Below are 24,361 nucleotides of genomic sequence, written 5' to 3'. Positions count from 1 at the left end.
TACTTGCGGATGGTGAGCTGCCATCCGAGGCCGGAATAGCCCCAACGCGCATGCGCCTGAACCAGATCAAGCTCGCCGGCTTCAAGTCCTTCGCCGAACCGACCGTGTTCCAGCTGCCGGGCCAGCGTGTCGGCGTGGTCGGGCCGAACGGCTGCGGCAAGTCCAACATCATGGATGCGGTGCGCTGGGTGCTGGGCGAAAGCAAGGCCAGCGAGCTGCGCGGCGAGAGCATGCAGGACGTCATCTTCAATGGCTCCGGCAATCGCAAGCCGGCCAGCCGCGCCAGCGTCGAGCTGGTGTTCAGCAATGAAGACGCGCGCGCCGGCGGCCAGTGGAACAAGTACGCCGAGATCGCCGTGAAGCGCACGCTGACGCGCGACGGCACCTCCAGCTACTTCATCAACAACCAGCCGGTGCGCCGCCGCGACGTGCAGGACGTGTTCCTCGGCACCGGCCTGGGCCCGCGCGCCTACGCCATCATCGGCCAGGGCACGATCAGTCGCATCATCGAGTCGCGCCCCGAAGAGCTGCGCATGTTCCTGGAAGAGGCGGCCGGCGTCTCGAAGTACAAGGAACGCCGCCGCGAGACCGAGAACCGGCTGAAGGACACGCGCGAAAACCTGACCCGTGTCGACGACATCCTGCGCGAGCTGAATGCCAACCTCGACAAGCTGGAGCAGCAGGCCGCCGTGGCCAGCCAGTACCGCGGGCTGCAGGACGAGGGCACGCGCAAGCTGCACCACCTGTGGTTCCTGAAGCACCGCGACGCCGCCACCGAAGAAGAGCGCGTCAAGCTGGCGGTGCTGGAAGCCACCAATGCCCTGGAGGCCCGCCTGGCCGAGTTGCGCCATGTCGAGGCCGAGCTGGAAACCGTGCGCCAGGCGCACTACGCCGCCAGCGACCACTTGCACACCGCGCAGGGCTCGCTGGCCGAAGCCTCGCTGGAGGTGAGCCGGCTCGAAGAGCGCATCCGTTACGTTGTCGAAGGCCGGCAACGCGTGCAGCAGCGCCTGGCCGATCTGCAGACGCAGACAGCGCAGTGGGAAGACCGCCGCGCCCAGGCCGAAGGCGAACTCGAGACCATCGCCGAGCAGATCGCCGCCGCCGAGGAACAGGCCGAGCTGCTGGCCGCGCAGGCCGAAGAAGAGTCGATGCGCCTGCCCGACACCGAAGAAGCCGTGCGCAGCGCGCAGGGCCGGGCGAACGAGCAGCGCGGCAAGGTGGCCGAGGTGCAGCAGCAGATCCAGGTGCTGGCCGCCGACAGCCGCAACATCGACGAACAATCGCGCCAGCTGCGCAGCCGCCGCGAGCGCCTGAGCACCGAGGCCCGCAGCCTGGCCACGCCGGACATGGCGCGCCTGGCCGAATTGCGCACGCAGACCGCCACGGCCGACGAGGCCAAGGATCTCGCCGAAGCGCGCCTGCACGAACTGCAGGAACAGGCCCCGGCGCTCGACGAGCAGCGCCGGGCCCAGCAGGATGCGGTGAACGCCGAATCGGGCAAGCAGGCCGACACCTCGGCGCGCTTGTCCGCGCTGCGCGCGCTGCAGGAAAAGGTGCAGACCCAGGGCAAGCTGCGGCCCTGGCTGGCCCAGCATGGGCTGGAAAGCCTGCAAGGCCTGTGGACGAAAGTGCACATCGAGACCGGCTGGGAAACGGCACTGGAATCGGCACTGCGTGAACGGCTCAACGCGCTGGAGGTCGGCCGCATCGAGACCGTACGCGCCTTCGCCGCCGACCCGCCGCCGTCGCGCCTGGCCTTCTACACGCCACCGCAAGCGGCGATCAGCAACACGCACGAAACGCTGTCGCGCCTGTCCGAGCTGCTGCGGCTTGGCGATGCGGGCCTGAAGGCCTTGTTGAACGACTGGCTGGAAGGTGTCTACACGGCGACCAGCATCGATGACGCACTGGCCAACCGCAACAAGCTGACGCACGGCGAGATCATCATGACCCGCGAGGGTCATGCGGTCAGCCAGTTCTCTGTGGCCTTCTATGCCCCCGATTCCGAGCAGGCCGGCATGCTGGCCCGCGCGCAAGAGATCGAGAACCTCGAACGCCAGCTGCGGGCGCAATCGCTGATCGCCGAAGAAGCCAAGAGCGCGCTGGTGCGTCTGGAAGCGGCCTACACCGATGCCACGCAGCGGCTGGTCACCGCCCGCCGCGAAGCCGGCGAGACCCAGACGCGCGCGCACCAGCTGCATGTCGAGTTGCTGCGCCTGAGCCAGCAGGCCGAGGCCACCAGCCAGCGGCGTGGCCAGCTCGACGAGGAACTCTTCGAGGTCGATGCCCAACTCGAAGGCCTGGACGAACGCCGCGCCACCGGCGAAGCGCGCTTCGAAGAGCTGGACATGCAGCTGGCGAACACGCAGGAGCGTCACGCCGAGCTGGACGAAGCGGTGATCAACGCCGAGCGTCGGCTGACGGATGCACGCGAACAGCTGCGCACGCTGGAGCGCCAGGCGCAGGAGTCGCAGTTCCAGGCGCGCGCGCTGGCCTCACGCCGCGGCGAACTGCAGCGGGCCATCGAAACGGCGATGCAGCAGTCGGCCAGCAACGCGTCGACCGGCGAACAGCTGGAACTGGAACTGGGCTCGCTCAACGATGCGGCTGCACAAGCCGGCCTGCAGACCGCGCTGGCCTTGAAGCTGGAGCGTGAACAAGCGCTGGCCGCGCAGCGCAGCACCTACGACGACCTGTCGGCCAAGCTGCGCCAGGCGGACGAGCAGCGCCTGAGCTTCGAGCGCAGCCTGGACCCGCTGCGCGAGAAGATCACCAAGCTGCAGTTGGAAGCGCAGGCCGCGCAGCTCGGTGGCGCCCAGTACATGGAGCAGCTCACCGCCGCAGCCGTCGACCTGGAAGCACTGGCGGCAGACGTCGCCGCCAACAACGTCAAGCTGTGGGGCCTGCAGGGCGAGATCGACCGCATCAGCCGCGACATCGCCGCGCTCGGCGCCGTGAACCTGGCGGCGTTGGATGAATTGACGGCGGCACGCGAACGCAAGACCTTCCTCGATGCGCAGAACGCCGACCTGAACGAAGCCATCGCCACGCTGGAGGACGCGATCCACAAGATCGACCTGGAAACCCGCGACCTGCTGGCCAAGACCTTCAACCTCGTCAATGAACAGTTCGGCCGCATGTTCCCCAGCCTGTTCGGCGGCGGCAATGCCAAGCTGGTGATGACCGGCGACGAGATCCTGGACGCCGGCGTGCAGGTGATGGCGCAGCCGCCGGGCAAGAAGAATTCGACGATCCACCTGCTGTCCGGCGGTGAGAAGGCACTGACTGCCATTGCGCTGGTGTTCGCGATCTTCCTGCTGAACCCGGCACCGTTCTGCCTGCTGGATGAGGTGGACGCGCCGCTGGACGATGCCAACACCGAGCGCTATTCCAAGCTGGTGGCCGAGATGTCGCACAAGGGCACGCAGTTCCTGTTCATCAGCCACAACAAGATCGCGATGGAGATGGCCGAACAGCTGATCGGCGTGACGATGCAGGAGCAGGGCGTCTCGCGCATCGTCGCGGTGGACATGGAAGCCGCGGTCAGTCTGGCCGAAGCCGCGTGACCATGAGCTTGATGGCTGCGCTCGCCGTACTGGGAGGGCTGATCCTGGCAGCCGTCATTGCCCATGGCGCGTGGAGTGCGCGCAAGGCCAGTCCACGGCAGCCGGAAGGCCTGGCCGACAAGGGCCGCGTCGAGCCGGTGCTGGGGGACCAGCCGCCCACGGCGGCAACGGAAGCCTCGGCGCTGACCGAGTTGCGCACGGTGTTGCCGCGCAAACCCAGCGCCCGGCTGGACCCGCTGATCGATGCGATCGCGCCGATCACGCTGGAAGCGCCGGTCAGCGGTGAACTGGCGCTGACGCACCTGCCGCCGTCGCGCCGTGCCGGCACCAAGCCCTTCCTGATCGAAGGCCTGAATGCCGAGAGCGGTGAGTGGGAATTGCCGGCCAGCGGCCAGCGCTATGGCGAGTTCCAGGCCGGCGTGCAGATGGCCAATCGCAGCGGCGCACTGAATCAGATCGAATTCTCCGAATTCGTGCAGAAGCTGCAGGACTTTTCCGAAGGCGTCGGCGGCATGGTCGAGGTGCCGGACATGCTCGACGTCGTGGCGCGCGCGCGCGAGATCGATGCCTTCGCCAGCGAGCACGACGCGCAGCTGGCAGTGACCTTGCGGGCCAACGGCGCGGCCTGGTCGGTGGGCTACCTGCAGCAGTGCGCCAGCCGGCGCGGCTTCGTGCCGGGCGTGCTGCCGGGGCGGCTGGTGCTGCCCTCGGCCGACGAGGGCGCGCCGCCGGTACTGGTGCTGTCCTTCGACGCGCAGGCCGCGCTGGCCGAAGACCCGCACATCGCCGCGGTGCGGCAAGTCAGCTTGTCGCTCGATGTGCCGCAGACGCCGGAAGCCGCCGAACCCTTCCCGACCTGGCACGACACCGCGCGCAACCTGGCCGCCGACATGGACGCGACGATGGTCGACGACCAGGGCCGCCTGATCACGCTGCATGCCTTCGCGGCGATCGGCACCGACCTGCAGACGCTGTACCGCGCGCTGGAGTCACGCGACCTGGCGGCAGGCTCCGCAGCGGCGCGGCGCGTTTTCAACTGAACCGCGACTGAACCCTCGCTGAGCCTCCACGGCGCGTCCGCCGACCCTGGGCTGCCGCGTGGCGCTCAGGGCGCGCGCAGCAGCCCAGGGCCGGCGACGCGTGTGGTCTCCCGCGTGCGCCAGGCCGCGCACACCCGCACCTGCTCCAGCGTCTGCGCCAGCGCCAGCCGGCCACCCTGGTAGCGTGCGGCATGCGGCGTGAAGATGCGGGCGATGCGCTGCGCGTCGTCGTCGCTGCAGGCCTGGTTCAGGTGAACGGGCAGCCAGGCAGGATCATCGCGGCCCATGCGCTTGGCGAGTTCGGCATGGCGGGTCTGCAGAAACTGCATCAGGCCTTCGCGCAATGCCGGCGCCTGGTTGTGCGCCGACATCACCGCCCGGCTGGCTTCGCGGAAGTCGACGCTGCTGTCGAGCAGCAAGTCGCGCGCACGTTGCGCCAGACGGGGCGCACGGAAATGGCCCAGCGCGGCGTACAGGTCGCGACGCAGTGCGCGGTCCGGCGCGCTGCGGGCGGCGGCCAGCAAGGCGTTGAACAGCGCCTCGTCGCCGTCGAGCGCGGCGCTCGCCAGCACGGCGGCACGCGACGATGCATCGAGTGCGCCGGTCTGGGCCAGCCAGGCGTCCACCTGGGCCCGGGCCTGGCTGCGCAGCGTGGCATCGCCGCCGTCGTCGGCGACGGCCTCGACCAGCAAGGCGCGCAACAGGCGGGCCTCGTCGTTCTCGTCCGGCGCCGCCGTCCAGCCCAATTGGCGGGCGCGCTCGCCGAAGGCGCGTTGCCAGCGGGCGGCATAGGCCGGCAGTTCAGCCGCATTCACCATCCGGCGCGCATGTAGTAGCAGTTCCGCCGATTGTTCGATGACGGCGCGGTCGGCATGGCTTGCAAAGTGCTCGGCCATGGCCAGCATGTCGGCCACCGGTAGGTCGCCGGCTTCGCTCAGGCCTTGCGCGTCGTCCAGGCCGGCCAGGATTTCGCTCACCGGCAGATCGGGCTGTGTCATCAGCTGCCGCCACAGCGCCGGTGCATAGGCCACGCGGTAGTAGCCCACGCCGCCGGCGTTGGCCTGCACCCAGGCCGGGCAGGCCGTGTCCGGCAGCGCCAGCGCCGCCTCGCGGCTGTCGAACAGCAGCCGCGTGCTGCCGGCGGGTGTGCGGATCAGCATCGGGATCTGCCACAGCGGCGGCGCGCTGGTGTCGTTGCCGGGCAAGGGCAGCAGGCGGGATTGGCGCAGCTGCAGCCGCGGCGGGCCCTCGTCGCATTGCAGCGTCACCGCCACTCGCGGCAGACCCGGCTGCGCGGTGAAGCTGCGCAGCGCGGCCGGCAGGGCCGGGTCCTGGCTGCCGAGCGCGGCGAGGAAATCGTCGCCGGTGGCATGGCCCCAGGCATGCTTGTGGATGTAGCGGCGCACACCGTCGCGAAAGCGCTCCGGCCCCAGCCACTGCTCGAACATCGACAGCACCACCTGGCCTTTTTCGTAGGTGATGCTGTCCCACAGGCTGCCCATGTCGTCGTCGCTCAGCACCGGCTGCTGCACGCGGCGCGAGGAGGCCAGCCGGTCGGTGCGCATCGCGCGGGCCCGCGCCTGCTGCACGCTGGTGTGCCAGTGCCACTGCGGCATCAGTTCGGCGGTGATCCGGTCGCCCAGCCAGGAGGCGAAGGATTCGTTGAGCCACAGGTCGTCCCACCAGGCCATCGTGACCAGGTTGCCGAACCACTGGTGCGCCAGTTCGTGCGCCGCCAGGCTGACGTAGTTGCGCTGGAACTGGCCGGTGGTGTCGGCTGGCGTGGCCAGCATCAGCGGCGCGCCGTAGGTGATCAGGCCGGCATGCTCCATCGCACCGAAGCCGCTGGGCACGCTGAGCGCCAGGCTGTCGAGCTTGGCGAAGGGATGCGGCAGGTCGAAGTAGGCCTCCAGCCGCTCGACGATGCGGGCGGTGATCCCGGCCGCGAAGGCCGCGTCGGCGGCGCGGCCGCGCGGCGTGATGAAGCGGATCGGCAGTGCACCGGCCGGCGGCGCGTCCAGCACATCGAAAGGGCCGACCGCGAAGGCCAGCAGGTAGCTTGGCAGCGGCGGCGTCGGATCGAACTCGATGCGCTTCCAGCCCGGCGTGGCCGCGGCTTCCTCCCGCCGCGGCGCGGTGTTGGCCACCGCCATCAGGGCCTGCGGCACGGTCAGCGTCAGCGTCCAAGGCACTTTCCAGCCGGGTTCGTCGAACAGCGGAAAGGCCAGCCGCGCGCCGGTGGATTCGAACTGCGTGTAGGCGTACCAGTCGCCGGCCTCGCGGCGGTGGAACAGGCCCAGTTCGTCGGTGTCCTGCTGCTTGCCGCTGAAGGCCAGCACCAGCTTGGCCCGCCCGGCCGGAATGGCCTGCGCGAAGCGCAGTTCGATGCGCTCCGGATCCAGCGTCCTGGACTTGGCGGCATGGCGCCTGGCGCCGATCTCCAGCCAGGCGTTGCGGATCTGCAGGTCCTTGGCATGCAGCTGCAGGCTGCGCGTGGCCTGCTTCAGCTCGATCTCGATCTCGACCTCGCCGCTGTGCGTGGGCTGGGCCGGGTCGAGGCTGATCGTCAGGCGGTAGGCCAGCGGGCGCACGCTGTCGGGCAGGCGCATCGCAGTCGTGGCGGCGGTGGCGAGCGCGCTGCACAGCAGCAGCGCGGCGAAGAGGGCGAGCCGGGCGATCGCGCGCCGGGCAGTCGGTTGCCGGGCAGTCAGGAAAGGCATCGTCGGTGCGTCGGGCGTCGGTGGGCGAGCGAGGACTCTACACTGCAGCCATGAGCGACAAGACAGCCCGCCGCGCCGCCGAATTGCGCGAACTGCTGCAGTACCACGCGCAGCGTTATTACGTGCACGATGCACCGGAGATTCCTGACGCCGAATACGACCGGCTGTTCCAGGAACTGCAGGCCATCGAGGCTTCGCATCCCGAGCTGTTGACGGCCGACTCACCCACGCAACGCGTGATCGGCGCGGTGCTCGATGGCCTGATGCCGGTGCGCCATGCGGTGCCGATGCTGAGCATCCGCACCGAAACCGACACCGAGGCCAGCGGCGCCGAGGCCTTCGACGCCCGCGTGCGCCGCGAGCTGGAACTGACCGATGCGGCGGCGCCGGTGGACTACGCCGCCGAGCTGAAGTTCGACGGCCTGGCCATCAACCTGCGCTACGAAAAAGGCCTGCTGGTGCAGGCCGCCACGCGCGGCGACGGTGAAACCGGCGAAGACGTGACGCAGAACATCCGCGCCATCCGCGGCCGTTCCGCCGGCGGCCAGATTCCGCCGCGCCTGAAGGGCAATGACGCGCCGGTGATCGAGGTGCGCGGCGAGCTGTTCATGCGCCGCGACGACTTCGAAGCCTTGAACGAACGCCAGCGCACGCAGGGCGACAAGACCTTCGTGAACCCGCGCAATGCCGCGGCCGGCGCGGTGCGCCAGCTGGATCCGGCGATGGCGGCGCAGCGGCCGCTGAGCTTCTTCGCCTACGGCCTGGGCGAGGTCAAGGGCTGGAAGCTGCCGCCCACGCACAGCGCGATGCTCGACGCGCTGGCCGTGATGGGCCTGCCGGTCAGCAGCGACCGCGCGATGGTGCAGGGCGCGGCCGGCCTGGTGGCCTTTCACCGCGAAATGGGCGCCAAGCGCGATGCCTTGCCCTTCGACATCGACGGCGTGGTCTACAAGCTCAACCGGTTGGACCTGCAGCAGCGCCTGGGCTTCGTCTCGCGGGAGCCACGCTGGGCGGTGGCGCACAAGTACCCGGCGCAGGAGCAGATGACGCTGCTGCGCGCGATCGAGATCCAGGTCGGCCGCACCGGCAAGCTGACGCCGGTGGCCAAGCTGGAGCCGGTGTTCGTCGGCGGCACGACGGTGAGCAATGCCACCTTGCACAACCTGTTCGAGCTGCGCCGCAAGCGCGTGCGGGTGGGCGACACGGTGATCGTGCGCCGCGCCGGCGATGTGATTCCCGAGGTGGTGGGACGCATGCCCGGCGAGCGCGCTGCCTACGTGCTGAACTTCCGCATGCCCAAGACCTGCCCGGTGTGCAGCAGCGCGGTCGTGCGTGAACGCGGCGGCATGGACCACCGCTGCAGCGGCGGGCTGTTCTGCGCCGCGCAGCGCAAGCAGGCGATCCTGCACTTCGCGGGCCGCCGTGCGATGGACATCGAGGGCCTGGGCGACAAGCTGGTCGACCAACTGGTCGACGGCGGCCTGATCCGCACGCTGCCCGAGCTGTACACGCTGGGCCTGGCCAAGCTCAGCGCACTGGAGCGCATGGGCGAAAAGAGCGCGCAGAACCTGCTGGACGGGCTGGCCAAGAGCAAGCAGACGACGCTGGGCCGCTTCCTGTACGCGCTGGGCATCCGCCAGGTCGGCGAGACCACCGCGAAGGACCTGGCCAAGCACTTCGGCGCCATCGACCGGCTGATGGAGGCCGGCGTCGACCAGCTGCTGGAGGTCAACGATGTCGGCCCGGTGGTGGCGCAGAGCATCCACACCTTCTTCGCGCAGCCGCACAACCGCGAAGTGGTGGAACAGCTGCGTGCCGCCGGCATCCACTGGGCCGAGCACGACGGCCGCGCGGCCGACACCGGCCCGAAGCCGCTGGCCGGCCAGACGCTGGTGCTGACCGGCACGCTGCCGACCCTGGGCCGCGACGAAGCGAAGGCGCTGATCGAAGCCGCCGGCGGCAAGGTGTCGGGCTCGGTGTCGAAGAAGACGCACTATGTGATCGCCGGCGAAGAGGCCGGCAGCAAGCTGGACAAGGCGCGTGAGCTGGGCGTTACCGTGCTCGACGAAGCGGGGTTGCGCGCGCTGCTGGCGGCCGCCGCTTGACGATGGCCGAAACGCTGCCGCACGGCGCCGGCACCTGGCTGGTGCTGGCGGTGTTCGCCATCGTCTACCTCGGCATGATCCTCGGCGGCCTGCCGCGCCTGCACCTGGACCGCACCGGCGTGGCCTTGCTCGGTGCGATCGCCATCGTCGGCGGCGGCGTGATGACGCCGGAGCAGGCCGCCCGGGCGATCCACCTGCCGACGATCCTGCTGCTGTTCTCGTTCATGGTCATCTCGGCGCAGATGCGGCTGGGCGGCTTCTACGCCGCGGTGACGCGGCGCATGGCCGCGTTGCCGCTGCAGCCGGCGGGTCTGCTGGGCGCGGTGATCGCTGTCTCGGCCGTGTTGTCGGCGGTGTTCTCGAACGACATCGTCTGCCTGGCCGTCGCGCCGGTGCTGGCCGAGGCCTGCCTGCGCCGGCGGCTCGACCCGGTTCCCTACCTGCTGGCGCTGGCCTGCGCGGCCAACATCGGCTCGGCCGCCACGCTGATCGGCAACCCGCAGAACATGCTGATCGGCGAGGTGCTGCACCTGCCGTTTGCGGGCTACCTGCTGCAGGTGCTGCCGCCGGTGGTGCTGAGCCTGGGCGTGCTGTGGGCCTGGCTGGCCTGGGCCCAGCGGGGCCGGCCGGAGATCCTTGATAGCGCGCCAAATGAGCGTCAGCTGGCCTTGCTGCAGGCCGAGGCGCCCGAGTACGACCGCTGGCAGACGGCCAAGGGCCTGGTCGTCGCGCTGGCGCTGGTGGCGGTGTTCCTGTTTACTGACTGGCCGCGCGACGTGGCGGCGCTGGTCGGCGCCGGCGTGCTGCTGCTGAGCCAGCGTTTCCATTCGTCCAAAGTGATGGGCCAGGTCGACTGGGAGCTGCTGATCCTGTTCATCGGCCTGTTCATCGTCAACCACGCGCTGGAACTCACCGGGCTCACCGCACAGGCGGTGCAGGCGCTGGCGGCGCAGGGCCTGCACCTGGGCGAGCCGGTGCCGCTGTTCGGCGCCACGCTGCTGCTGTCGAACCTGGTCTCCAACGTGCCGGCGGTGATGCTGCTGCTGCCGGTGGCGCAGGGCACGCATGCCGGGCCGACGCTGGCGCTGGTCAGCACGCTGGCCGGCAACCTGCTGATCGTCGGCTCGCTGGCCAACATCATTGTCGTCGATGCGGCGCGGCGGGCCGGCATCGCCATCGACTGGCGCCGCCATGCGCGCACCGGCGTGCCGGTGACGCTGCTGACATTGGCCTTGAGCGCCGGCTGGCTGGCCTGGCGTGCTTGAATTGCGGTTCACGCAAAGGAGTGTTCGGGCATGGCGGTTCGCGAGATTCTGAAAATGGGCGATGAGCGCCTGCTGCGTGTGGCGCAGCCGGTGGGTGAATTCGACACGCCCGCCTTGCATGCGCTGGTGGCCGACATGGTCGAGACCATGGCCGCGGCGAAGGGTGCCGGGCTGGCCGCACCGCAGATCGGCGTCGACCTGCAGCTGGTGATCTTCGGCTTCGAGCGCAACCAGCGCTATCCCGATGCACCGCCGGTGCCGATGACGGTGCTGCTCAACCCGCAGATCACGCCGCTGGACGAGGCAATGGAAGAGGGCTGGGAAGGCTGCCTGTCGGTGCCCGGCCTGCGCGGCGTGGTGCCGCGCCATGCCCGCATCCGCTACACGGGTTTCGACGAGAAGGGCCGGCGCATCGAGCGGGAGGCCGAGGGTTTCCATGCCCGCGTCGTGCAGCATGAATGCGACCACCTGATCGGCCGGCTCTACCCCACGCGCATGACCGACCTGCGCCAACTCGGGTTTACCAGCGTGCTGTTTCCCGAACTGGACCCGAACGCCGACGAATGACGCCGTGCCGCCGCAGCGGCGTCAGCGCTCGGAGCGGCTGGTGCGTTGTGCAGGGATATGCACACAGCAGGCCAGCCGGCCGGAGGCCCCCTCATGATCAGCCCCTGGATTCATCGCGCGGCAGGTCTGGTCTTGTCCTGCCTGCTGCTGCAGTTGCCCGCGGCGCTCCGCGCGCAGGAGGCGGTGCCGGGTGATTGGCCCGGCCGCGTCGGCCGGCTGGTGGAAGTGCAGGGCAGCGTGCGCCTGCTGGACCGCGCCGAGAACGAATGGGTCAGCGCGGTGCCGAATCGGCCGCTGACCAGCGGCGACCACCTGGTCACCGAGGCCGGGGCCCGCGTCGAGCTGCGCGTCGGTTCGACGACCGTGCGCCTGGACGGCAACGCCGACCTCGAGCTGCGGCGGCTCGACGACGAGGCCATCGTGCTGCAGCTCAATGCCGGCAGCCTGGCGCTGAAGGTGGTGTCGCAGGAACTGCTCTCGCAAGTAGAAGTGGTGACGGTGGAAGGGCGCTTCCGCCCGCGCCAGGTCGGCCACTACCGCATCGACCGCCGCGACGACGCCAGCGAAGCCAGCAGCTGGCGCGGCGAACTGAGCTTTGAAGGCCGCGACAGCAGCTTGCTGATCGGCGCCGGCCGGCGGGCCGAGCTGTGGCTGAAGGGCCCGGCCCAGGTGACGCACTACAACTGGAGCGAGATCGAGCGCGACGGCTTCGCCGACTGGGTCGCCTACGATGACACCAGCGCCGAGCGCAGCGCGACGGCGCGCTATGTCTCGCCGGAGATGACCGGCTGGGAAGACCTGGATCGCTACGGCAACTGGCAGACCCACCCGGAATATGGCGGTGTGTGGATCCCGAGCACGGTGGCCGTGGGCTGGGCGCCTTACCGCAGCGGGCACTGGGCCTGGATAGCGCCCTGGGGCTGGACCTGGGTGGACAACGCACGCTGGGGCTTTGCGCCCTTCCACTACGGCCGCTGGGTCTGGTGGGGGCAGCGCTGGTGCTGGTCGCCGGGGCAGCGGGTGCATCGGCCGCACTACGCGCCGGCATTGGTCGGCTGGTTGGGCGGCACGCAGGTGGTGGTGGGCGGCCGCGTCGGCGGGCGTGTGACAGGCCCGCCGGTGGCCTGGGTGCCGCTCGGGCCGCGGGATCCGTACCGGCCGCATCCGGGCTGGCATGAGCGCGCCGATCGGGGTGACCGGGGCGAGCGGCGTGACGAGCGGGAGGGCCGCGACGGTGATCGCCAGCGCCAGCCGGTGCTGCCGCCGCGCGTGGCCGACCGCAGCGAACCGAGCGGCCCGATCCGCTATGCCAATCAGGTCGTGCCCGGGGCCGTCACGGCGGTGTCGTCCGAAACCTTCCTGCACCGCCGTCCGGTCGCGCCGCTGCCGGTGACGATCGAGTCGCGGCAACCGGTGCCGGCAGTGGCGGCTCCGGCGGCGCCGCCGACCGTGGTGTCGCCGGCACCACCGTCGCCTCGGCGTGGCCCAGGTCTGGCCGGGGTTCCGGCGACCTCGGTGCCGACGCCGGTGCCAATGGCACCGCCCCGGGGGCTGCCCACGACAGCGCCGACAGCCGTGCCCGTGGCGCCGCCGACGGCGGTGCCGCACGCCCCGCCTGCCGCTGTGCCCCAGACCCCTCCGGGATTCGTCGTGCCCCAGGCGCCGCCGACCGCGGTTCCAACGCGGCCGGACATGCCGGCGCGGGCCGATGGCAGCGCACGACCGGATTCAGCCTCGCCGCGAATCGGTTCGGGCACCCGGCATGAACAGGTCCGCCAGGCGCCGCCTACCCGCGAGGCCCCGCCCACCCGCGAGGCTGCCCCGATGGCGCCCGCCGCGCCGCATCGGCCGGTGACCGTCGCACCGCCGGCGCCCGCCGCACCGCCGCCCGCGCTGCGTGCACCCCCGGCGCCAGCACCAGCGCCTGCGCCTGCCGCGGTGCCGCCGCCAACCCGCGCGGCGCCGCCGGCGGCGGTACGTGCCAGACCCGACAACGAGCGCGACAACGACAACCGGTCACGCGGCAGCGAGCAACGCCCGGGACAGCGCCAGTAAGCGCCGCAGCGCGCTGGTTCAGCGCAGCAGCCAGGGCTTGAACACCGGCCAGACGTTGGCCAGCAGCGTCGGGTGGGCTTCGGCGGTCGGGTGGATGCGGTCGGGCTGGAACAGCCGCTCGGCCTGCGGCGAATCGGCCACGCCGGCCAGCAGGGAGGGCACCAGCGCGGCGCCTTCGGCCTTGGCCACGCTGGCGAACAGCGCGGCGAAGTCCTGCGTGTAGCGCAGCCCGTAGTTCGGCGGCACCTGCATGCCGACCACCAGCACCTTGGCGCCGGTGGCCTTGGCCGCACGCGCCATGGTTGCCAGGTTGTCGCGGCTCATCTGCAGCGGCAGCCCGCGCAAGGCGTCGTTGCCGCCGAGTTCCAGCACCACGTGCGTGGGTTGGTGCTGTTTCAACAAGGCCGGCAGGCGGGAGCGGCCGCCCGAGGTGGTATCGCCGCTGATGCTGGCGTTGACCACGCGGGCGCTGATCTTCTCGCTGGCCAGCTTCTTCTCGAGCAAGGCGACCCAGCCGGTGCCGCGCGCCAGGCCGTATTCGGCCGAGATGCTGTCGCCCACCACCAGCACCACCGGCGCCGACGGCGCGGCGCCCCAGGCCGGTCCGGCAGCCAAGGTCAGCACGCTCAGGCTACAGTGCAGCAGTCCCATTCGGCGCGACAAGCGTCGCGACCTCACATCGTTCATGACCGATCCCATCATCGCCGTCGAGCATGTCACCCGGCAGGTGACCGATTCCACCGGCACGCTGACGATTCTCCACGACATCGATTTTGCGTTGCGGCCCAAAGAATCCACCGCCATCGTCGGCGCCTCGGGTTCGGGCAAGAGCACGCTGCTGGCCATCATCGCCGGGCTGGACCTGCCGACCCAGGGCACCGTGCGGCTTGCGGGCTCCGACCTGTTCTCGCTGGATGAAGACGCGCGCGCGGCGCTGCGTGCACGCCAGCTCGGTTTTGTCTTCCAGAGCTTCCAGCTGCTGGGCCACCTGAGTGCGCTGGAGAACGTGATGCTGCCGCTTGAATTACTCGGCCGCAACGACGCGCGAACGAAGGCCGCCGAGATGCTGCGTCGCGTCGGCCTGGGCGAACGCCTGAACCACTACCCGCGCACACTGTCGGGCGGTGAACAGCAGCGCGTGGCGCTGGCCAGGGCCTTCGTCGTCGAGCCCGCCGTGCTGCTGGCCGACGAACCCACCGGCAGCCTCGACTTCGCCACCGGCGAACGCGTGATGGCGCTGATGTTCGAGATGAACCGCGAGTCCGGCACGACGCTGGTACTGGTGACGCATGACCGCAGCATCGCCGCCCGTTGCGACCGCCAGTTGCACATCGAAGCCGGCCGACTGGTCAACTGACCTGGTGCGGCGCACCAAGCAAAAGAGGCGCCGCAGCGCCTCTTTCGATTCAAGCCAGCCGGATCACTGGGCAGCAAATTTGTAGTCGGTCTTGGCGCCTTTGCGCAGATCGTCCTGGAACTTCTGCAGCTTGTTCTGCGCCAGGCGTTGCTGGATCTGGCCCTTCACGCCTTCGAAGTCCGGGAACTGCGCGTCGCGCGTGTCGTCCAGGCGGATGATGTGGTAGCCGAATTGGCTCTTCACCGGTGTCTCGGTCATCTCGCCCTTCTTCAGCGCGGTCATGGCCTTGCTGAATTCGGGCACGTAGTTTTCGGGCTTGGCGAAATCGAGGTCGCCGCCGTTTTCACCGGAACCCGGGTCCTTGGATTTGGCCTTGGCCAGGTCTTCGAACTTGGCGCCGGCCTTGATCTGTGCGATCAGCGCCTTGGCGTCTTCTTCACCTTCCACCAGGATGTGGCGGGCACGGTATTCGGTGCCAGTGGCCTGGGCCTTGAACTTGTCGTACTCGGCGCGCGCTTCGGCGTCGCTGACCGGGTTCTTCTTCTTGAAGTCCTCGAACAGCTCGCGAATCATGATGCTCTGGCGCGCCAGTTCCATCTGCGCCTTGTAGTCGGCGCTCGCCGCGATGCCACGCTTTTCGGCTTCCTGCGCAAAGATCTCGCGCAGCACCACCTGGTCCTTGGCCTGCGCTTCCAGCTCGGGCGTCACTTGCTGGCCGGCGCGCTTGGCTTGGTCGACCAGCAGCGTCAGGCGCGCCTTGGGCACCGCTTTGCCATTGACGATGGCGATGTTCTGGGCCTGCACGGCCAGCGGCAACAGCAGGGCAGCGGCAGCGGCCGCGACAGCCGCGCGCGCGGCAAAGGTCTTGCGGATCATGGCGATGAGCGTCTTTCGGGGGGTGGAACAGCCTCGGAGCCGGGCTGCGTGAAGAGGTTCAATCCGGCGACGAGCGACAGTAAGAGGGCAAATCAGGCTTCGTCTGGAGAACGGGCCTCGATGGCCAGCGCGTGGATCCCCTGGGGGATGATTTTGCGCAGGGCATCATACACGAGGCGATGGCGCGCTATCCGGCTCAGACCGGCCATGCGCGGGCTGACGATCAGCACCCGCAAGTGCGATCCTTCGCGCGCGCCGGCATGGCCGGCGTGCAGGTGGCTGTCGTCGATGACCTGCAGGCTGCTCAGCGGCTGGATCGCCTCGCGCAGCGCCTGCTCCACCTGGCCGGCGGAGATGTGCGGCGTGTTCAACGCGTTTCCTCGGGCGGGGCAGGGGCGGGTTCGTCTTCGAGGTACTTGCTGAGGTACAGCCCTTGCGCCACCGTGAAGGCCAGCATCAACCCGATGCCGCCGAAGAGCTTGAAGTTGACCCACACGTCGGTCGCGAAGCTGTAGGCCACCCACAGGTTCAGCAGGCCCATCAGGCCGAAGAAGCCGATCCAGGCGAAGTTCAGGCGCCGCCAGACCATGTCGGGCAGCTGCATCTGCTCGCCCAGCAGCAGGCGCAGCAGGTTGCGTCCGAACAGCGCCTGGCTGAGCCAGAACGAGGTGCCCATGGCCCAGTACAGCACGCTGGGCTTCCACTTGATGAAGGTCTCGTTGTGGAACCAGACCGTCAGGCCGCCCAGCACCACCACCAGCACCAGGCTGACCCACAGCATGAAGTCGATCTTCTTGCCGCGCAGTTTCAGGAAGGCCACCTGGGTCAGCGTGGCGATGATCACCACGATGGTGGCCAGCATCACCGGGCCTTCGTCGGGTCCGACCTTGCCGCCGGCAACCAGGAAGCCCAGGTGCTGGGTCGCGAAGTCAGCCGCCCATTGCTTGTTGCCTTCGGCGTACTTGAAGGTCGCGAAGAACAGGATGATGGGCAGGAAATCCAGCAGTATTTTCATGCGGGGCGCAGTGTATGCGCTTCGAGATGTGGGTCAGGTTTTCGGGATGAAGTCGATCGCTGCCGAGTTGATGCAGAAGCGTTCACCACTCGGCTCGGGCCCGTCCTCGAAGACATGGCCCAGGTGCGTGCCGCAGTTGGCGCAGCGCACTTCCACGCGGGTCATGCCCAGCGTGCTGTCGACCAGACGCTCGATGCGCCCGGGCTCGATCTCCTTCCACCAGCTTGGCCAGCCGCAGCCGGCATCGAACTTGGCCTCGGATTCGAACAGCACCTGGCCGCAGCCAATGCAGCGGTAGGCGCCGTCGGCCCAATGGTCCCAGTACTGGCCGGTGAAGGCGCGTTCGGTGGCGGCGTGGCGGGCCACCTGGTACTGCATCGTGTCCAACTGGGCGCGCCATTCTTCGTCGGACTTGCGCACCGGATAGCGCGGGTCGTCGTGCGCGGGCACGGGGTCAGCGGGCTTGTTGAAGAACTTCATGATGAACAGGACTCCTCGAGGTGGTGGGCTCCGTCGGGCGGCTGCGCAGCCGGCACGGGCGCAGAATGATCGTCGAGCACGGCGTTCATGCGCGGGAGTGTAGGCAGTGCCAGATGTCGTCGGGGCGACAAGGGGCAAAGCCTGGTCGTGACACCATGCGCGGCCGCCGAAGAGCAACCCCAAAATTTCACTCACGTCACCGGAGACAAACATGCCAGCCTTGATGGGCCAGATGATGCAAATGCCGCTGCTGATCTCGTCGTTGATCCAGCATGCCGAGCGCCATGCCGCGGACACCGAGATCGTTTCGAAGCGCGTGGAGGGTGACCTGCACCGCACGACCTGGGCCGAGGTGGCGCAACGCTCTCGCCAGCTGGCGCAGGCGCTGGCGCGGCTGGGCTGCGAAGCCGGCGACCGGGTGGCCACGCTGGCCTGGAACGGCTACCGCCACCTCGAGATCTACTACGGCGCCTCGGGCTCGGAACTGGTGTGCCACACCATCAACCCGCGGCTGTTCCCCGAGCAGATCGTCTGGATTGCCAACGACGCGGCCGACAAGGTGTTGTGCTTCGAGTTGAACTTCCTGCCGCTGATCGAGAAGCTGGCGCCGCAGCTGAGCACGGTGAAGCACTTCGTGCTGATGACAGACCGTGCCCACATGCCGGCCGACAGCAAGATCCCCGGCCTGCTGTGCTACGAAGAACTGGTGGAGGCCGAGGACGGCCGCTACAGCTGGCCCAGCTTCGACGAGAACACCGCATCGAGCATCTGCTACACCTCGGGCACCACCGGCCACCCCAAGGGCGCCGTGTACAGCCACCGCTCCAGCGTGCTGCATGCCTACGCCGCGGCGCTGCCCGATGCGATGGATGTTTCGGCTGCCGACGTGGTGCTGCCCGTGGTGCCGATGTTCCATGTCAACGCCTGGGGCCTGCCCTATGCCTGCGCGCTGGTCGGCTGCAAGCTGGTGATGCCCGGGCCCCACCTCGACGGCAAATCGCTCTACGAGTTGTTCGAGACCGAAAAGGTCTGCTTCAGCGCTGGCGTGCCGACGGTGTGGCTGGGCCTGCTGACCTATGTGCAGAGCAACAAGCTGAAGTTCAGCACGTTCAAGCGCACGGTGATCGGCGGCTCGGCCTGCCCGCCGGCAATGATGAAGACGCTGCAGGAAGACTTCGGCGTCGAGGTGATCCACGCCTGGGGCATGACCGAGTTGTCGCCGCTCGGTACGCTGTCCAAGCTGAAGGCCAAGCACAGGGACTTGCCGCACGATGCGCAGCAGCGCCTGCTGGAAAAGCAAGGCCGCGTGATCTACGGCATCGACATGGCCATCATCGATGACGACGGCAAGGCCTTGCCCTGGGACGGCGTGGCCGCCGGCAACCTGGTGGTGTGCGGCCCCTGGGTCATCAACAGCTATTTCGGCAAGGCGAATGAATCGCCGCTGGTCGATGTGGACGGCGAGGGCGGCTGGTTCCCCACCGGCGATGTGGCGACCATCGATGCCGACGGCTTCATGCAGATCACCGATCGCTCGAAGGACGTGATCAAGTCCGGCGGCGAGTGGATCAGCTCGATCGACCTCGAGAACATCGCAATGGCCCATCCCGCCGTGCACGAGGCCGCCGCGATCTCGGCGCGTCATCCCAAGTGGGATGAGCGGCCGATGCTGGTGGTGGTGAAGAAGCCGGGCGCCGAAGTCTCGCGTGAAGAACTGCTGGCCTTCTTCGAGGGCCGCATTGCCAAATGGCAGATTCCCGACGATGTGGTCTTCGTCAGCGAGATCCCGCACACGGCCACCGGCAAGATCCAGAAGCTCAAACTGCGCGAACAGTTCAAGGATCATCGCCTGCCCACGGCTTGAGCCGGTGCGCGCTGGCGCCGCGGCGCTGCTGTCGCTGCCGCGACAGCACGTGTGGGGTAGTCCCTGAAGCGCAAGCGCGGCTGCATCCGGTACCGTCGCGGTCGTTGGGTGCACTGCATCATTCCTGTTCGGAGACTTCCATGGCAAACGCAAAAACTCTGCTGAATCTATCGGTCACCGCCGCGCTGGCGTTGGGCGCCGCGGCCGTCCATGCCCAGAAGGGTGAAACCGTCAAGATCGGCTGGGTTGATCCGCTCACGGGCCTGATGGCGCCGGTCGGCCAGAACCAGATCAAGAGCTTCCAGTTTGTGGCCGAGCACTTCAACAAGAGCAACCCGGCCGGCGTGAAGTTCGAGATGGTGCCGATCGACAACAAGCTCAGCCCGCAGGAGAGCACGACCGCCGTCAAGTCGCTGATCGACCAGGGCGTGCGCTACATCGTGCAGGGCAACGGCTCCGGTGCGGCGCTGGCGATCATGGATGCGCTGGCCAAGCACAACGAGCGCAATCCGGGCAAGGAAGTCGTTTACCTCAACTACGCCGCAGTCGACCCCGACCTGACCAACAGCAAGTGCAGCTATTGGCACTATCGCCTGGACGCCGACACCTCGATGAAGATGGAGGCACTGACCAGCTGGGTCAAGGACCAGGCCGACATCAAGAAGATCTATCTGATCAACCAGAACTACGCGCACGGCCACCAGGTGTCGCGTTTCGGCAAGGAAATCCTGGCCCGCAAGCGGCCGGACATCCAGATCGTCGGCGACGACCTGCACCCCTTGGCGCAGGTGCGCGACTTTGCGCCGTACATCGCCAAGATCAAGGCCTCCGGTGCCGACACGGTGCTCACCGGCAACTGGGGTTCGGACCTGACGCTGTTGATCAAAGCCGCCAATGACCAGGGTCTGAACGTCAAGTTCCTGACCTACTACGCCGGCGTCACCGGCACGCCCACCGCGCTGGGCGCGGCCGCCGAAGGCCGGGTCTACGTGGTGGCCTATGCGCACTCCAACATGCCTGGTGAAGTGGGCAAGCTGGGCGATGCGTTCAAGGCCAAGTTCAACGACGACTATTACACCTTCGCCACCTACAGCGCCTTCGCGATGCTGTCGACCGCGATGGCGCAGGCCAAGACCACCGATCCGGCCAAGGTGGCCGCAACGATGGAAGGCCTGAAGTTCAAGAGCTTCAACGGCGAGGTCGAGATGCGCAAGGGCGACCACCAGTTGCAGCAGGCCCTGTTCGTGACGGTGTGGAAGAAGACCGATGCCAAGCATCCGTACAGCGTCGAGAACACCGGCTACGGCTTCCAGCCGGTGAAGGCCTACGACGCCTATGTGGCCAGCACCCCGACTTCATGCCAGATGAAGCGGCCGTAACGTTTAGGCCCCGGCCGCCTGGCGGCCGCCCCCGAGGGGCTGACCAAACCCGACCGGGAAACCCGGATCGGGCCTGGCCCTTCGACCCAGACAGCGCTCCCCTGGTCGCCGTTGGCGACCTGTCCCCTCGGGGGCAAAGACGCTCCTAACGACCTCCCGATGCATGCGAGCGTGGAGCAAGCGATATGGACCAGGTACTGATCAACACCCTGAACGGCGTCAGCTATGGGCTGATGCTGTTCATGCTCAGCTCGGGGCTGACGCTGATTCTCAGCATGATGGGCGTGCTGAACTTCGCGCACGCCAGCTTCTACATGATCGGCGCGTACTTCGCGTACTCGCTGACCGGGCTGGTGGGCTTCTGGCCGGCGCTGTTGCTGGCGCCGCTGGGCGTGGGCATCGCGGGCGCGTTCTTCGAGCGCACGGCCTTGCGCCGGGTGCACAAGTTCGGCCATGTGGCGGAATTGCTGATCACCTTCGGCCTGTCCTTCGTGGTGCTGGAAGTGGTGCAGCTGATCTGGGGGCGCACCTCGCTGGCCTTCGACCCGCCGGCCTTGCTGAGAGGTCCGGCCTTCACGGTGGTGCAAAGCGCGACCACGGGCTTGTCGATCTCGCTGGGCGCGGCCTCCGATGCGGTGTGCCAGGCGGCCAGCTGCTCGCGCTTCCCGATGACGCGTGCGTTCATGATGCTGGTGGCCCTGCTGATGCTGTTGTCGCTGTGGCTGCTGCTCACGCGCACCCGCATCGGCCTGGTGATCCAGGGCGCGCTGACGCATCCGGAGATGGTCGAGTCGCTGGGCCACAACGTGCCCCGCGTGTTCATGATGGTGTTCGGTTTCGGCAGCGCGCTGGCCGGCCTGGCCGGCGTGATCGGCGGCATCACCTTCGTCACCGAGCCCGCGATGGCGGCGGTGGTCGGATCGATCATCTTCGTCGTGGTGGTGGTCGGTGGCATGGGTTCGCTGGCGGGTGCCTTCGTCGCGTCGCTGCTGATCGGGCTGCTGCAGACGCTGCCGCTGACGGTGGATGCTTCACTGGCCGACGCGATCAACCGCATGGGCGGCCAGGTCGGCCCCAGCTCGCCGGGCTGGCCGCTGCTGCGCATCACGATGGCGCAGGCCGCTCCGATCCTGCCTTATCTGCTGCTGGTGCTGATGTTGATCCTGCGGCCCAAGGGCCTGCTGGGCACGCGCGAAGGTTGAGCACGTCATGCACATCCAAGAAAAACGACCCCACTTCCACTTCAAGCCCTTCAACATCGGCCGCTGGCTGATCTGGGGCGGCTTTGCGCTGGTGCTGGCGGTGGCGCCGCTGCTGTGGACCAGCGGCTTCGCGCAGACCATGCTGTCGCAGATGGGCATCGCGATCATCGTCTGCCTGGCCTACAACATCCTGCTCGGCCAGGGCGGCATGCTGAGCTTCGGCCATGCGGTGTACAGCGGCATGGGCTCGTTCCTGGCGATCCACACGCTGAACTTGGTCAGCGCCGGCAGCCTGCCGCTGCCGGTGAGCCTGATTCCGCTGGTCGGCGGCCTGTCGGGGCTGTTCTTCGCGGCGCTGCTGGGCTATGTGACGACCAAGAAATCCGGCACCACCTTCGCGATGATCACGCTGGGCATCGGCGAGCTGGTGTGGTCGATGTCGCTGATGATTCCCGAGTTCTTCGGCGGCGAGGGCGGCGTCACCGGCAACCGCGTGGTCGGCAAGGGCGGCACGCTGGGCATCACCTTCGGGCCGCAGATCCAGGTGTACTACCTGATCGCGGTGTACTGCTTCATCTCCACGGCGGCCATGTACGCACTGACGCGCACGCCGCTGGGCCGCATGCTCAACGCCGTGCGGGACAACCCCGAACGCGTGGAGTTCATCGGCTACAGCACGCAGAACGTGCGCTACCTGGCTTTCATCATTTCCGGCTTCTTTGCCGGCATCTCGGGCGGCCTGGCGGCACTGAACTTCGAGATCGTCACCGCCGAGGTGGTGGGCGCGGGGCGCTCGGGGGCCTACCTGCTGTTCGTGTTTCTCGGTGGCGCCACCTTCTTCTTCGGGCCGATCCTCGGCGCGGTGCTGATGGTCATCGCGCTGGTGCTGCTGTCGGAGCTGACCAAGGCCTGGCTGCTGTACCTGGGCATCGTGTTCCTGTTCATGGTGATGTATGCGCCCGGCGGCATCGCCAGCCTGATCATGATGAACCTGCGGCTGGCCGCTTTCGGCAAACTCAAGCGGGTGTGGACCTCCTACCTGGCGCTCGGTGGCTCTGCCCTGGTGGCGCTGGCCGGCGCGGCGGCGATGATCGAGATGGTCTACCACATGCAGCTGAACACGGCACTCGGCCCCGAGATGAACTTCATCGGGGCGACGCTGAACACCCGCGGCGTCGACAGCTGGCTGGGCTCGGTCTTCGTGATGCTCGTCGGCGTGGCGATGTTCGAGCTGTCGCGCCGCAGCTTCAGCCGCGAATGGGGCACGATCCAGGAAGAGATCGAAAAAGAAATCAAACGTCGGGAGGCGCTGTGAGCACCGCCAACGCCACCTACGCCGTCGAACTGAAGGACGTGCGCAAGAACTTCGGCAAGACCGAAATCATCCGCGGCGCGAACCTGGCGGTGAAGCCCGGCGAGCGGGTGGCCATCATCGGGCCGAACGGCGCTGGCAAGTCCACGCTGTTCAACCTGATCAGCGGCCGCTTCGGGTCCACCAGCGGCGAGATCCTGCTGCACGGTGAACGCATCGACGGGCTCACGCCCTACCAGATCAACCGCCGCGGGCTGTCGCGCAGTTTCCAGGTCAGCAACCTGTTCACGCGGCTGTCGGTGTTCGAGAACATCCGCTGCGCGGTGCTGTGGTCGCAGGGCTACAAGTACGCGTTCTGGAAGTTCCTGGCCGGCCTGCGGGACGCCAACGACCGCGCCGAAGAAGTGCTGTCGATGATCAAGCTCGATCGCCGGCGCGACCACCTGGCGATGAACCTGACCTATGCCGAACAGCGCGCGCTGGAAATCGGCATCACCATCGCTGGCGGCTCCAGCGTGATCCTGCTCGATGAACCGACGGCCGGCATGAGCAAGAGCGAAACCAAGCGCTTCATCCAGCTGATCCTCGATGTCACGAAGGGCAAGACCTTGCTGACGGTGGAGCACGACATGGGGGTGGTCTTCGGCCTGGCCGACAAGATCGCCGTCCTGGTGTATGGCGAGGTCATTGCCTACGACGTGCCGGAGGCGGTGCGTGCCAATCCGCGTGTGCAAGAGGCCTACCTCGGCTCGGTGCTGGCTGACCAGCAGGCCGCTGAGCAGGCGGCAGAACAAGCGGCCGAACAAGCGGCGGGGCACTGACATGCTGAAGTTGCAGGACCTCCACGCGTTCTACGGCAAGAGCCATGTGCTGCACGGCGTCAGCTTCGAGGTGAAGCCGGGCGAGATCATCGCGCTGCTGGGCCGCAACGGCTCGGGTCGCTCGACCACGGTGAAGACGATCATGGGCCTGGTCGAAGGCTCGGGGCAGATCACTTGGCGCGACAAGCCCATCCTGGGCCACCAGGCCTACGAGATTGCGCATCTGGGCATCGGCTACGTGCCGGAGAACCGCGACATCTTTCCGAAGCTCACCGTGCACCAGAACCTGATGCTCGGCGAAAAGCGTGGGAAAACGAAGCCGCGCTGGAGCTTCGACGACATGTACAAGATGTTCCCGCGCCTGAAGGAGCGCCAGCACACCGAGGCCGGTGTGTTGTCCGGCGGCGAGCAGCAGATGCTGACACTGTGCCGTACGCTGATGGGTGACCCCGACCTGATCATGATCGACGAGCCCACCGAGGGCCTGGCGCCGAAGATCGTCGAGCTGGTGGCCGAGTACCTGCGGGAGCTCAAGCGCCGCGGCGTCTCGGTGCTGCTGGTCGAGCAGAAGCTGACCATCGCGCTGGAAGTGTCCGAGCGCTGCCTGGTGATGGGCCATGGCCAGATCGTCTTCGAAGGCACGCCGGCCGAACTGAAGACCAACGCCTACATCCGCAAGGAATGGCTGGAGGTGTAACGCAGGGCCCGGGTCGGCACTGAAGCCTTGCCGATAA

General features: G+C 68.1%; 19 protein-coding genes. 13 read left to right on the top strand and 6 right to left on the bottom strand.

The window, feature by feature from the left end:
* Nucleotides 1-50 precede the first annotated feature (50 nt).
* Together smc and VLK61_RS09370 are read left to right on the top strand one after the other, a co-directional pair.
* Nucleotides 51-3,569: a chromosome segregation protein SMC gene (smc, locus tag VLK61_RS09375; protein WP_325420461.1), complete on the top strand. Its 3,519-nt coding sequence runs from the start codon at nt 51-53 to the stop codon at nt 3,567-3,569.
* Between the two features lie 2 nt (nt 3,570-3,571).
* Nucleotides 3,572-4,609: a cell division protein ZipA C-terminal FtsZ-binding domain-containing protein gene (locus VLK61_RS09370; RefSeq protein WP_325420459.1), complete on the top strand. Its 1,038-nt coding sequence runs from the start codon at nt 3,572-3,574 to the stop codon at nt 4,607-4,609.
* 65 nt (nt 4,610-4,674) lie between these two features.
* On the opposite strand, the gene VLK61_RS09365 is transcribed toward VLK61_RS09370, so the two are convergent.
* Entirely contained in the window at nt 4,675-7,329 is a 2,655-nt protein-coding gene (locus tag VLK61_RS09365; RefSeq protein WP_325420457.1) for a M1 family metallopeptidase, read from the bottom strand.
* Nucleotides 7,330-7,379: 50 nt separating this feature from the next.
* On the opposite strand from VLK61_RS09365, the gene ligA reads away from it, so the two are divergent.
* The 4 genes from ligA to VLK61_RS09345 all read left to right on the top strand — a co-directional run bounded on the left by ligA (nt 7,380) and on the right by VLK61_RS09345 (nt 13,321).
* A complete protein-coding gene (gene ligA / locus VLK61_RS09360; RefSeq protein ID WP_325420455.1) occupies nt 7,380-9,434 on the top strand; it encodes an NAD-dependent DNA ligase LigA in 2,055 nt (684 codons plus the stop codon).
* A gap of 2 nt (nt 9,435-9,436) precedes the next feature.
* Nucleotides 9,437-10,699 carry an anion transporter gene (locus VLK61_RS09355; protein ID WP_325420478.1) on the top strand — a complete coding sequence of 421 codons (1,263 nt, stop codon included), beginning with the start codon at nt 9,437-9,439 and terminating at the stop codon, nt 10,697-10,699.
* 30 nt (nt 10,700-10,729) lie between these two features.
* Nucleotides 10,730-11,266: a peptide deformylase gene (gene def / locus VLK61_RS09350; RefSeq protein ID WP_325420453.1), complete on the top strand. Its 537-nt coding sequence runs from the start codon at nt 10,730-10,732 to the stop codon at nt 11,264-11,266.
* A gap of 93 nt (nt 11,267-11,359) precedes the next feature.
* Nucleotides 11,360-13,321: a DUF6600 domain-containing protein gene (locus VLK61_RS09345; protein ID WP_325420451.1), complete on the top strand. Its 1,962-nt coding sequence runs from the start codon at nt 11,360-11,362 to the stop codon at nt 13,319-13,321.
* Nucleotides 13,322-13,339: 18 nt separating this feature from the next.
* Here the strand turns inward: VLK61_RS09345 and VLK61_RS09340 are convergent, their stop codons facing one another.
* Nucleotides 13,340-13,972 carry an arylesterase gene (locus VLK61_RS09340; protein ID WP_325420449.1) on the bottom strand — a complete coding sequence of 211 codons (633 nt, stop codon included), beginning with the start codon at nt 13,970-13,972 and terminating at the stop codon, nt 13,340-13,342.
* A gap of 34 nt (nt 13,973-14,006) precedes the next feature.
* Here VLK61_RS09340 and VLK61_RS09335 point away from each other — a divergent pair, with 34 nt between their 5' ends.
* Nucleotides 14,007-14,678, top strand: coding sequence for an ABC transporter ATP-binding protein (locus VLK61_RS09335; RefSeq protein WP_325420447.1), 672 nt, complete (start codon nt 14,007-14,009; stop codon nt 14,676-14,678).
* 63 nt (nt 14,679-14,741) lie between these two features.
* On the opposite strand, the gene VLK61_RS09330 is transcribed toward VLK61_RS09335, so the two are convergent.
* From VLK61_RS09330 to msrB, 4 genes are all read right to left on the bottom strand, one after another.
* The gene (locus tag VLK61_RS09330) at nt 14,742-15,554 is read right to left on the bottom strand and encodes a peptidylprolyl isomerase (RefSeq protein ID WP_325420445.1); all 813 of its coding nucleotides are present in this window, start codon (nt 15,552-15,554) and stop codon (nt 14,742-14,744) included.
* A gap of 92 nt (nt 15,555-15,646) precedes the next feature.
* Nucleotides 15,647-15,925: a BolA family protein gene (locus VLK61_RS09325; protein ID WP_414636793.1), complete on the bottom strand. Its 279-nt coding sequence runs from the start codon at nt 15,923-15,925 to the stop codon at nt 15,647-15,649.
* Nucleotides 15,922-16,569, bottom strand: a complete 648-nt coding sequence (locus VLK61_RS09320; protein WP_325420443.1) for a septation protein A — start codon at nt 16,567-16,569, stop codon at nt 15,922-15,924. The genes VLK61_RS09325 and VLK61_RS09320 overlap by 4 nt, the downstream gene beginning before the upstream one ends.
* Nucleotides 16,570-16,602: 33 nt before the next feature.
* Complete coding sequence (gene msrB, locus VLK61_RS09315; RefSeq protein WP_325420441.1) at nt 16,603-17,049, bottom strand: peptide-methionine (R)-S-oxide reductase MsrB; 447 nt, start codon at nt 17,047-17,049, stop codon at nt 16,603-16,605.
* A gap of 211 nt (nt 17,050-17,260) precedes the next feature.
* Here msrB and VLK61_RS09310 point away from each other — a divergent pair, with 211 nt between their 5' ends.
* From VLK61_RS09310 to VLK61_RS09285, 6 genes are all read left to right on the top strand, one after another.
* The gene (locus VLK61_RS09310) at nt 17,261-18,913 is read left to right on the top strand and encodes a 3-(methylthio)propionyl-CoA ligase (RefSeq protein ID WP_325420439.1); all 1,653 of its coding nucleotides are present in this window, start codon (nt 17,261-17,263) and stop codon (nt 18,911-18,913) included.
* A 140-nt stretch (nt 18,914-19,053) separates the two neighbouring features.
* Nucleotides 19,054-20,292, top strand: coding sequence for a branched-chain amino acid ABC transporter substrate-binding protein (locus VLK61_RS09305; RefSeq protein WP_325420437.1), 1,239 nt, complete (start codon nt 19,054-19,056; stop codon nt 20,290-20,292).
* Nucleotides 20,293-20,477: 185 nt separating this feature from the next.
* Nucleotides 20,478-21,494, top strand: a complete 1,017-nt coding sequence (locus VLK61_RS09300) for a branched-chain amino acid ABC transporter permease (protein ID WP_325420435.1) — start codon at nt 20,478-20,480, stop codon at nt 21,492-21,494.
* A 7-nt stretch (nt 21,495-21,501) separates the two neighbouring features.
* On the top strand, nt 21,502-22,809 hold the full coding sequence (locus tag VLK61_RS09295) for a branched-chain amino acid ABC transporter permease (protein ID WP_325420433.1): 1,308 nt from the start codon (nt 21,502-21,504) through the stop codon (nt 22,807-22,809).
* A complete protein-coding gene (locus VLK61_RS09290; protein ID WP_325420432.1) occupies nt 22,806-23,627 on the top strand; it encodes an ABC transporter ATP-binding protein in 822 nt (273 codons plus the stop codon). Before VLK61_RS09295 ends, VLK61_RS09290 begins: the two co-directional genes overlap by 4 nt.
* A gap of 1 nt (nt 23,628) precedes the next feature.
* Nucleotides 23,629-24,324, top strand: coding sequence for an ABC transporter ATP-binding protein (locus VLK61_RS09285; protein WP_325420430.1), 696 nt, complete (start codon nt 23,629-23,631; stop codon nt 24,322-24,324).
* Nucleotides 24,325-24,361 lie beyond the last annotated feature (37 nt).

It is taken from the genome of Aquabacterium sp. (assembly GCF_035476535.1).
In the GTDB taxonomy this organism is placed as follows: domain Bacteria; phylum Pseudomonadota; class Gammaproteobacteria; order Burkholderiales; family Burkholderiaceae_C; genus Pseudaquabacterium.
Note: the sequence above shows the minus strand (reverse complement) of the source record. Positions and strands in the feature narration are given on the sequence as shown.

Bases quoted from the DNA above. Each gene is read 5' to 3' on its own strand.
- smc (WP_325420461.1), top strand. From the start codon at position 51: ATGCGCCTGAACCAGATCAAGCTCGCCGGCTTCAAGTCCTTCGCCGAA.
- VLK61_RS09355 (WP_325420478.1), top strand. From the start codon at position 9,437: ATGGCCGAAACGCTGCCGCACGGCGCCGGCACCTGGCTGGTGCTGGCG.
- VLK61_RS09285 (WP_325420430.1), top strand. From the start codon at position 23,629: ATGCTGAAGTTGCAGGACCTCCACGCGTTCTACGGCAAGAGCCATGTG.
- VLK61_RS09370 (WP_325420459.1), top strand. From the start codon at position 3,572: ATGAGCTTGATGGCTGCGCTCGCCGTACTGGGAGGGCTGATCCTGGCA.
- ligA (WP_325420455.1), top strand. From the start codon at position 7,380: ATGAGCGACAAGACAGCCCGCCGCGCCGCCGAATTGCGCGAACTGCTG.
- VLK61_RS09330 (WP_325420445.1), bottom strand. From the start codon at position 15,554: ATGATCCGCAAGACCTTTGCCGCGCGCGCGGCTGTCGCGGCCGCTGCC.
- VLK61_RS09365 (WP_325420457.1), bottom strand. From the start codon at position 7,329: ATGCCTTTCCTGACTGCCCGGCAACCGACTGCCCGGCGCGCGATCGCC.
- VLK61_RS09340 (WP_325420449.1), bottom strand. From the start codon at position 13,972: ATGGGACTGCTGCACTGTAGCCTGAGCGTGCTGACCTTGGCTGCCGGA.
- VLK61_RS09310 (WP_325420439.1), top strand. From the start codon at position 17,261: ATGCCAGCCTTGATGGGCCAGATGATGCAAATGCCGCTGCTGATCTCG.
- msrB (WP_325420441.1), bottom strand. From the start codon at position 17,049: ATGAAGTTCTTCAACAAGCCCGCTGACCCCGTGCCCGCGCACGACGAC.
- VLK61_RS09320 (WP_325420443.1), bottom strand. From the start codon at position 16,569: ATGAAAATACTGCTGGATTTCCTGCCCATCATCCTGTTCTTCGCGACC.
- VLK61_RS09345 (WP_325420451.1), top strand. From the start codon at position 11,360: ATGATCAGCCCCTGGATTCATCGCGCGGCAGGTCTGGTCTTGTCCTGC.
- VLK61_RS09335 (WP_325420447.1), top strand. From the start codon at position 14,007: ATGACCGATCCCATCATCGCCGTCGAGCATGTCACCCGGCAGGTGACC.
- VLK61_RS09305 (WP_325420437.1), top strand. From the start codon at position 19,054: ATGGCAAACGCAAAAACTCTGCTGAATCTATCGGTCACCGCCGCGCTG.
- VLK61_RS09295 (WP_325420433.1), top strand. From the start codon at position 21,502: ATGCACATCCAAGAAAAACGACCCCACTTCCACTTCAAGCCCTTCAAC.
- VLK61_RS09300 (WP_325420435.1), top strand. From the start codon at position 20,478: ATGGACCAGGTACTGATCAACACCCTGAACGGCGTCAGCTATGGGCTG.
- def (WP_325420453.1), top strand. From the start codon at position 10,730: ATGGCGGTTCGCGAGATTCTGAAAATGGGCGATGAGCGCCTGCTGCGT.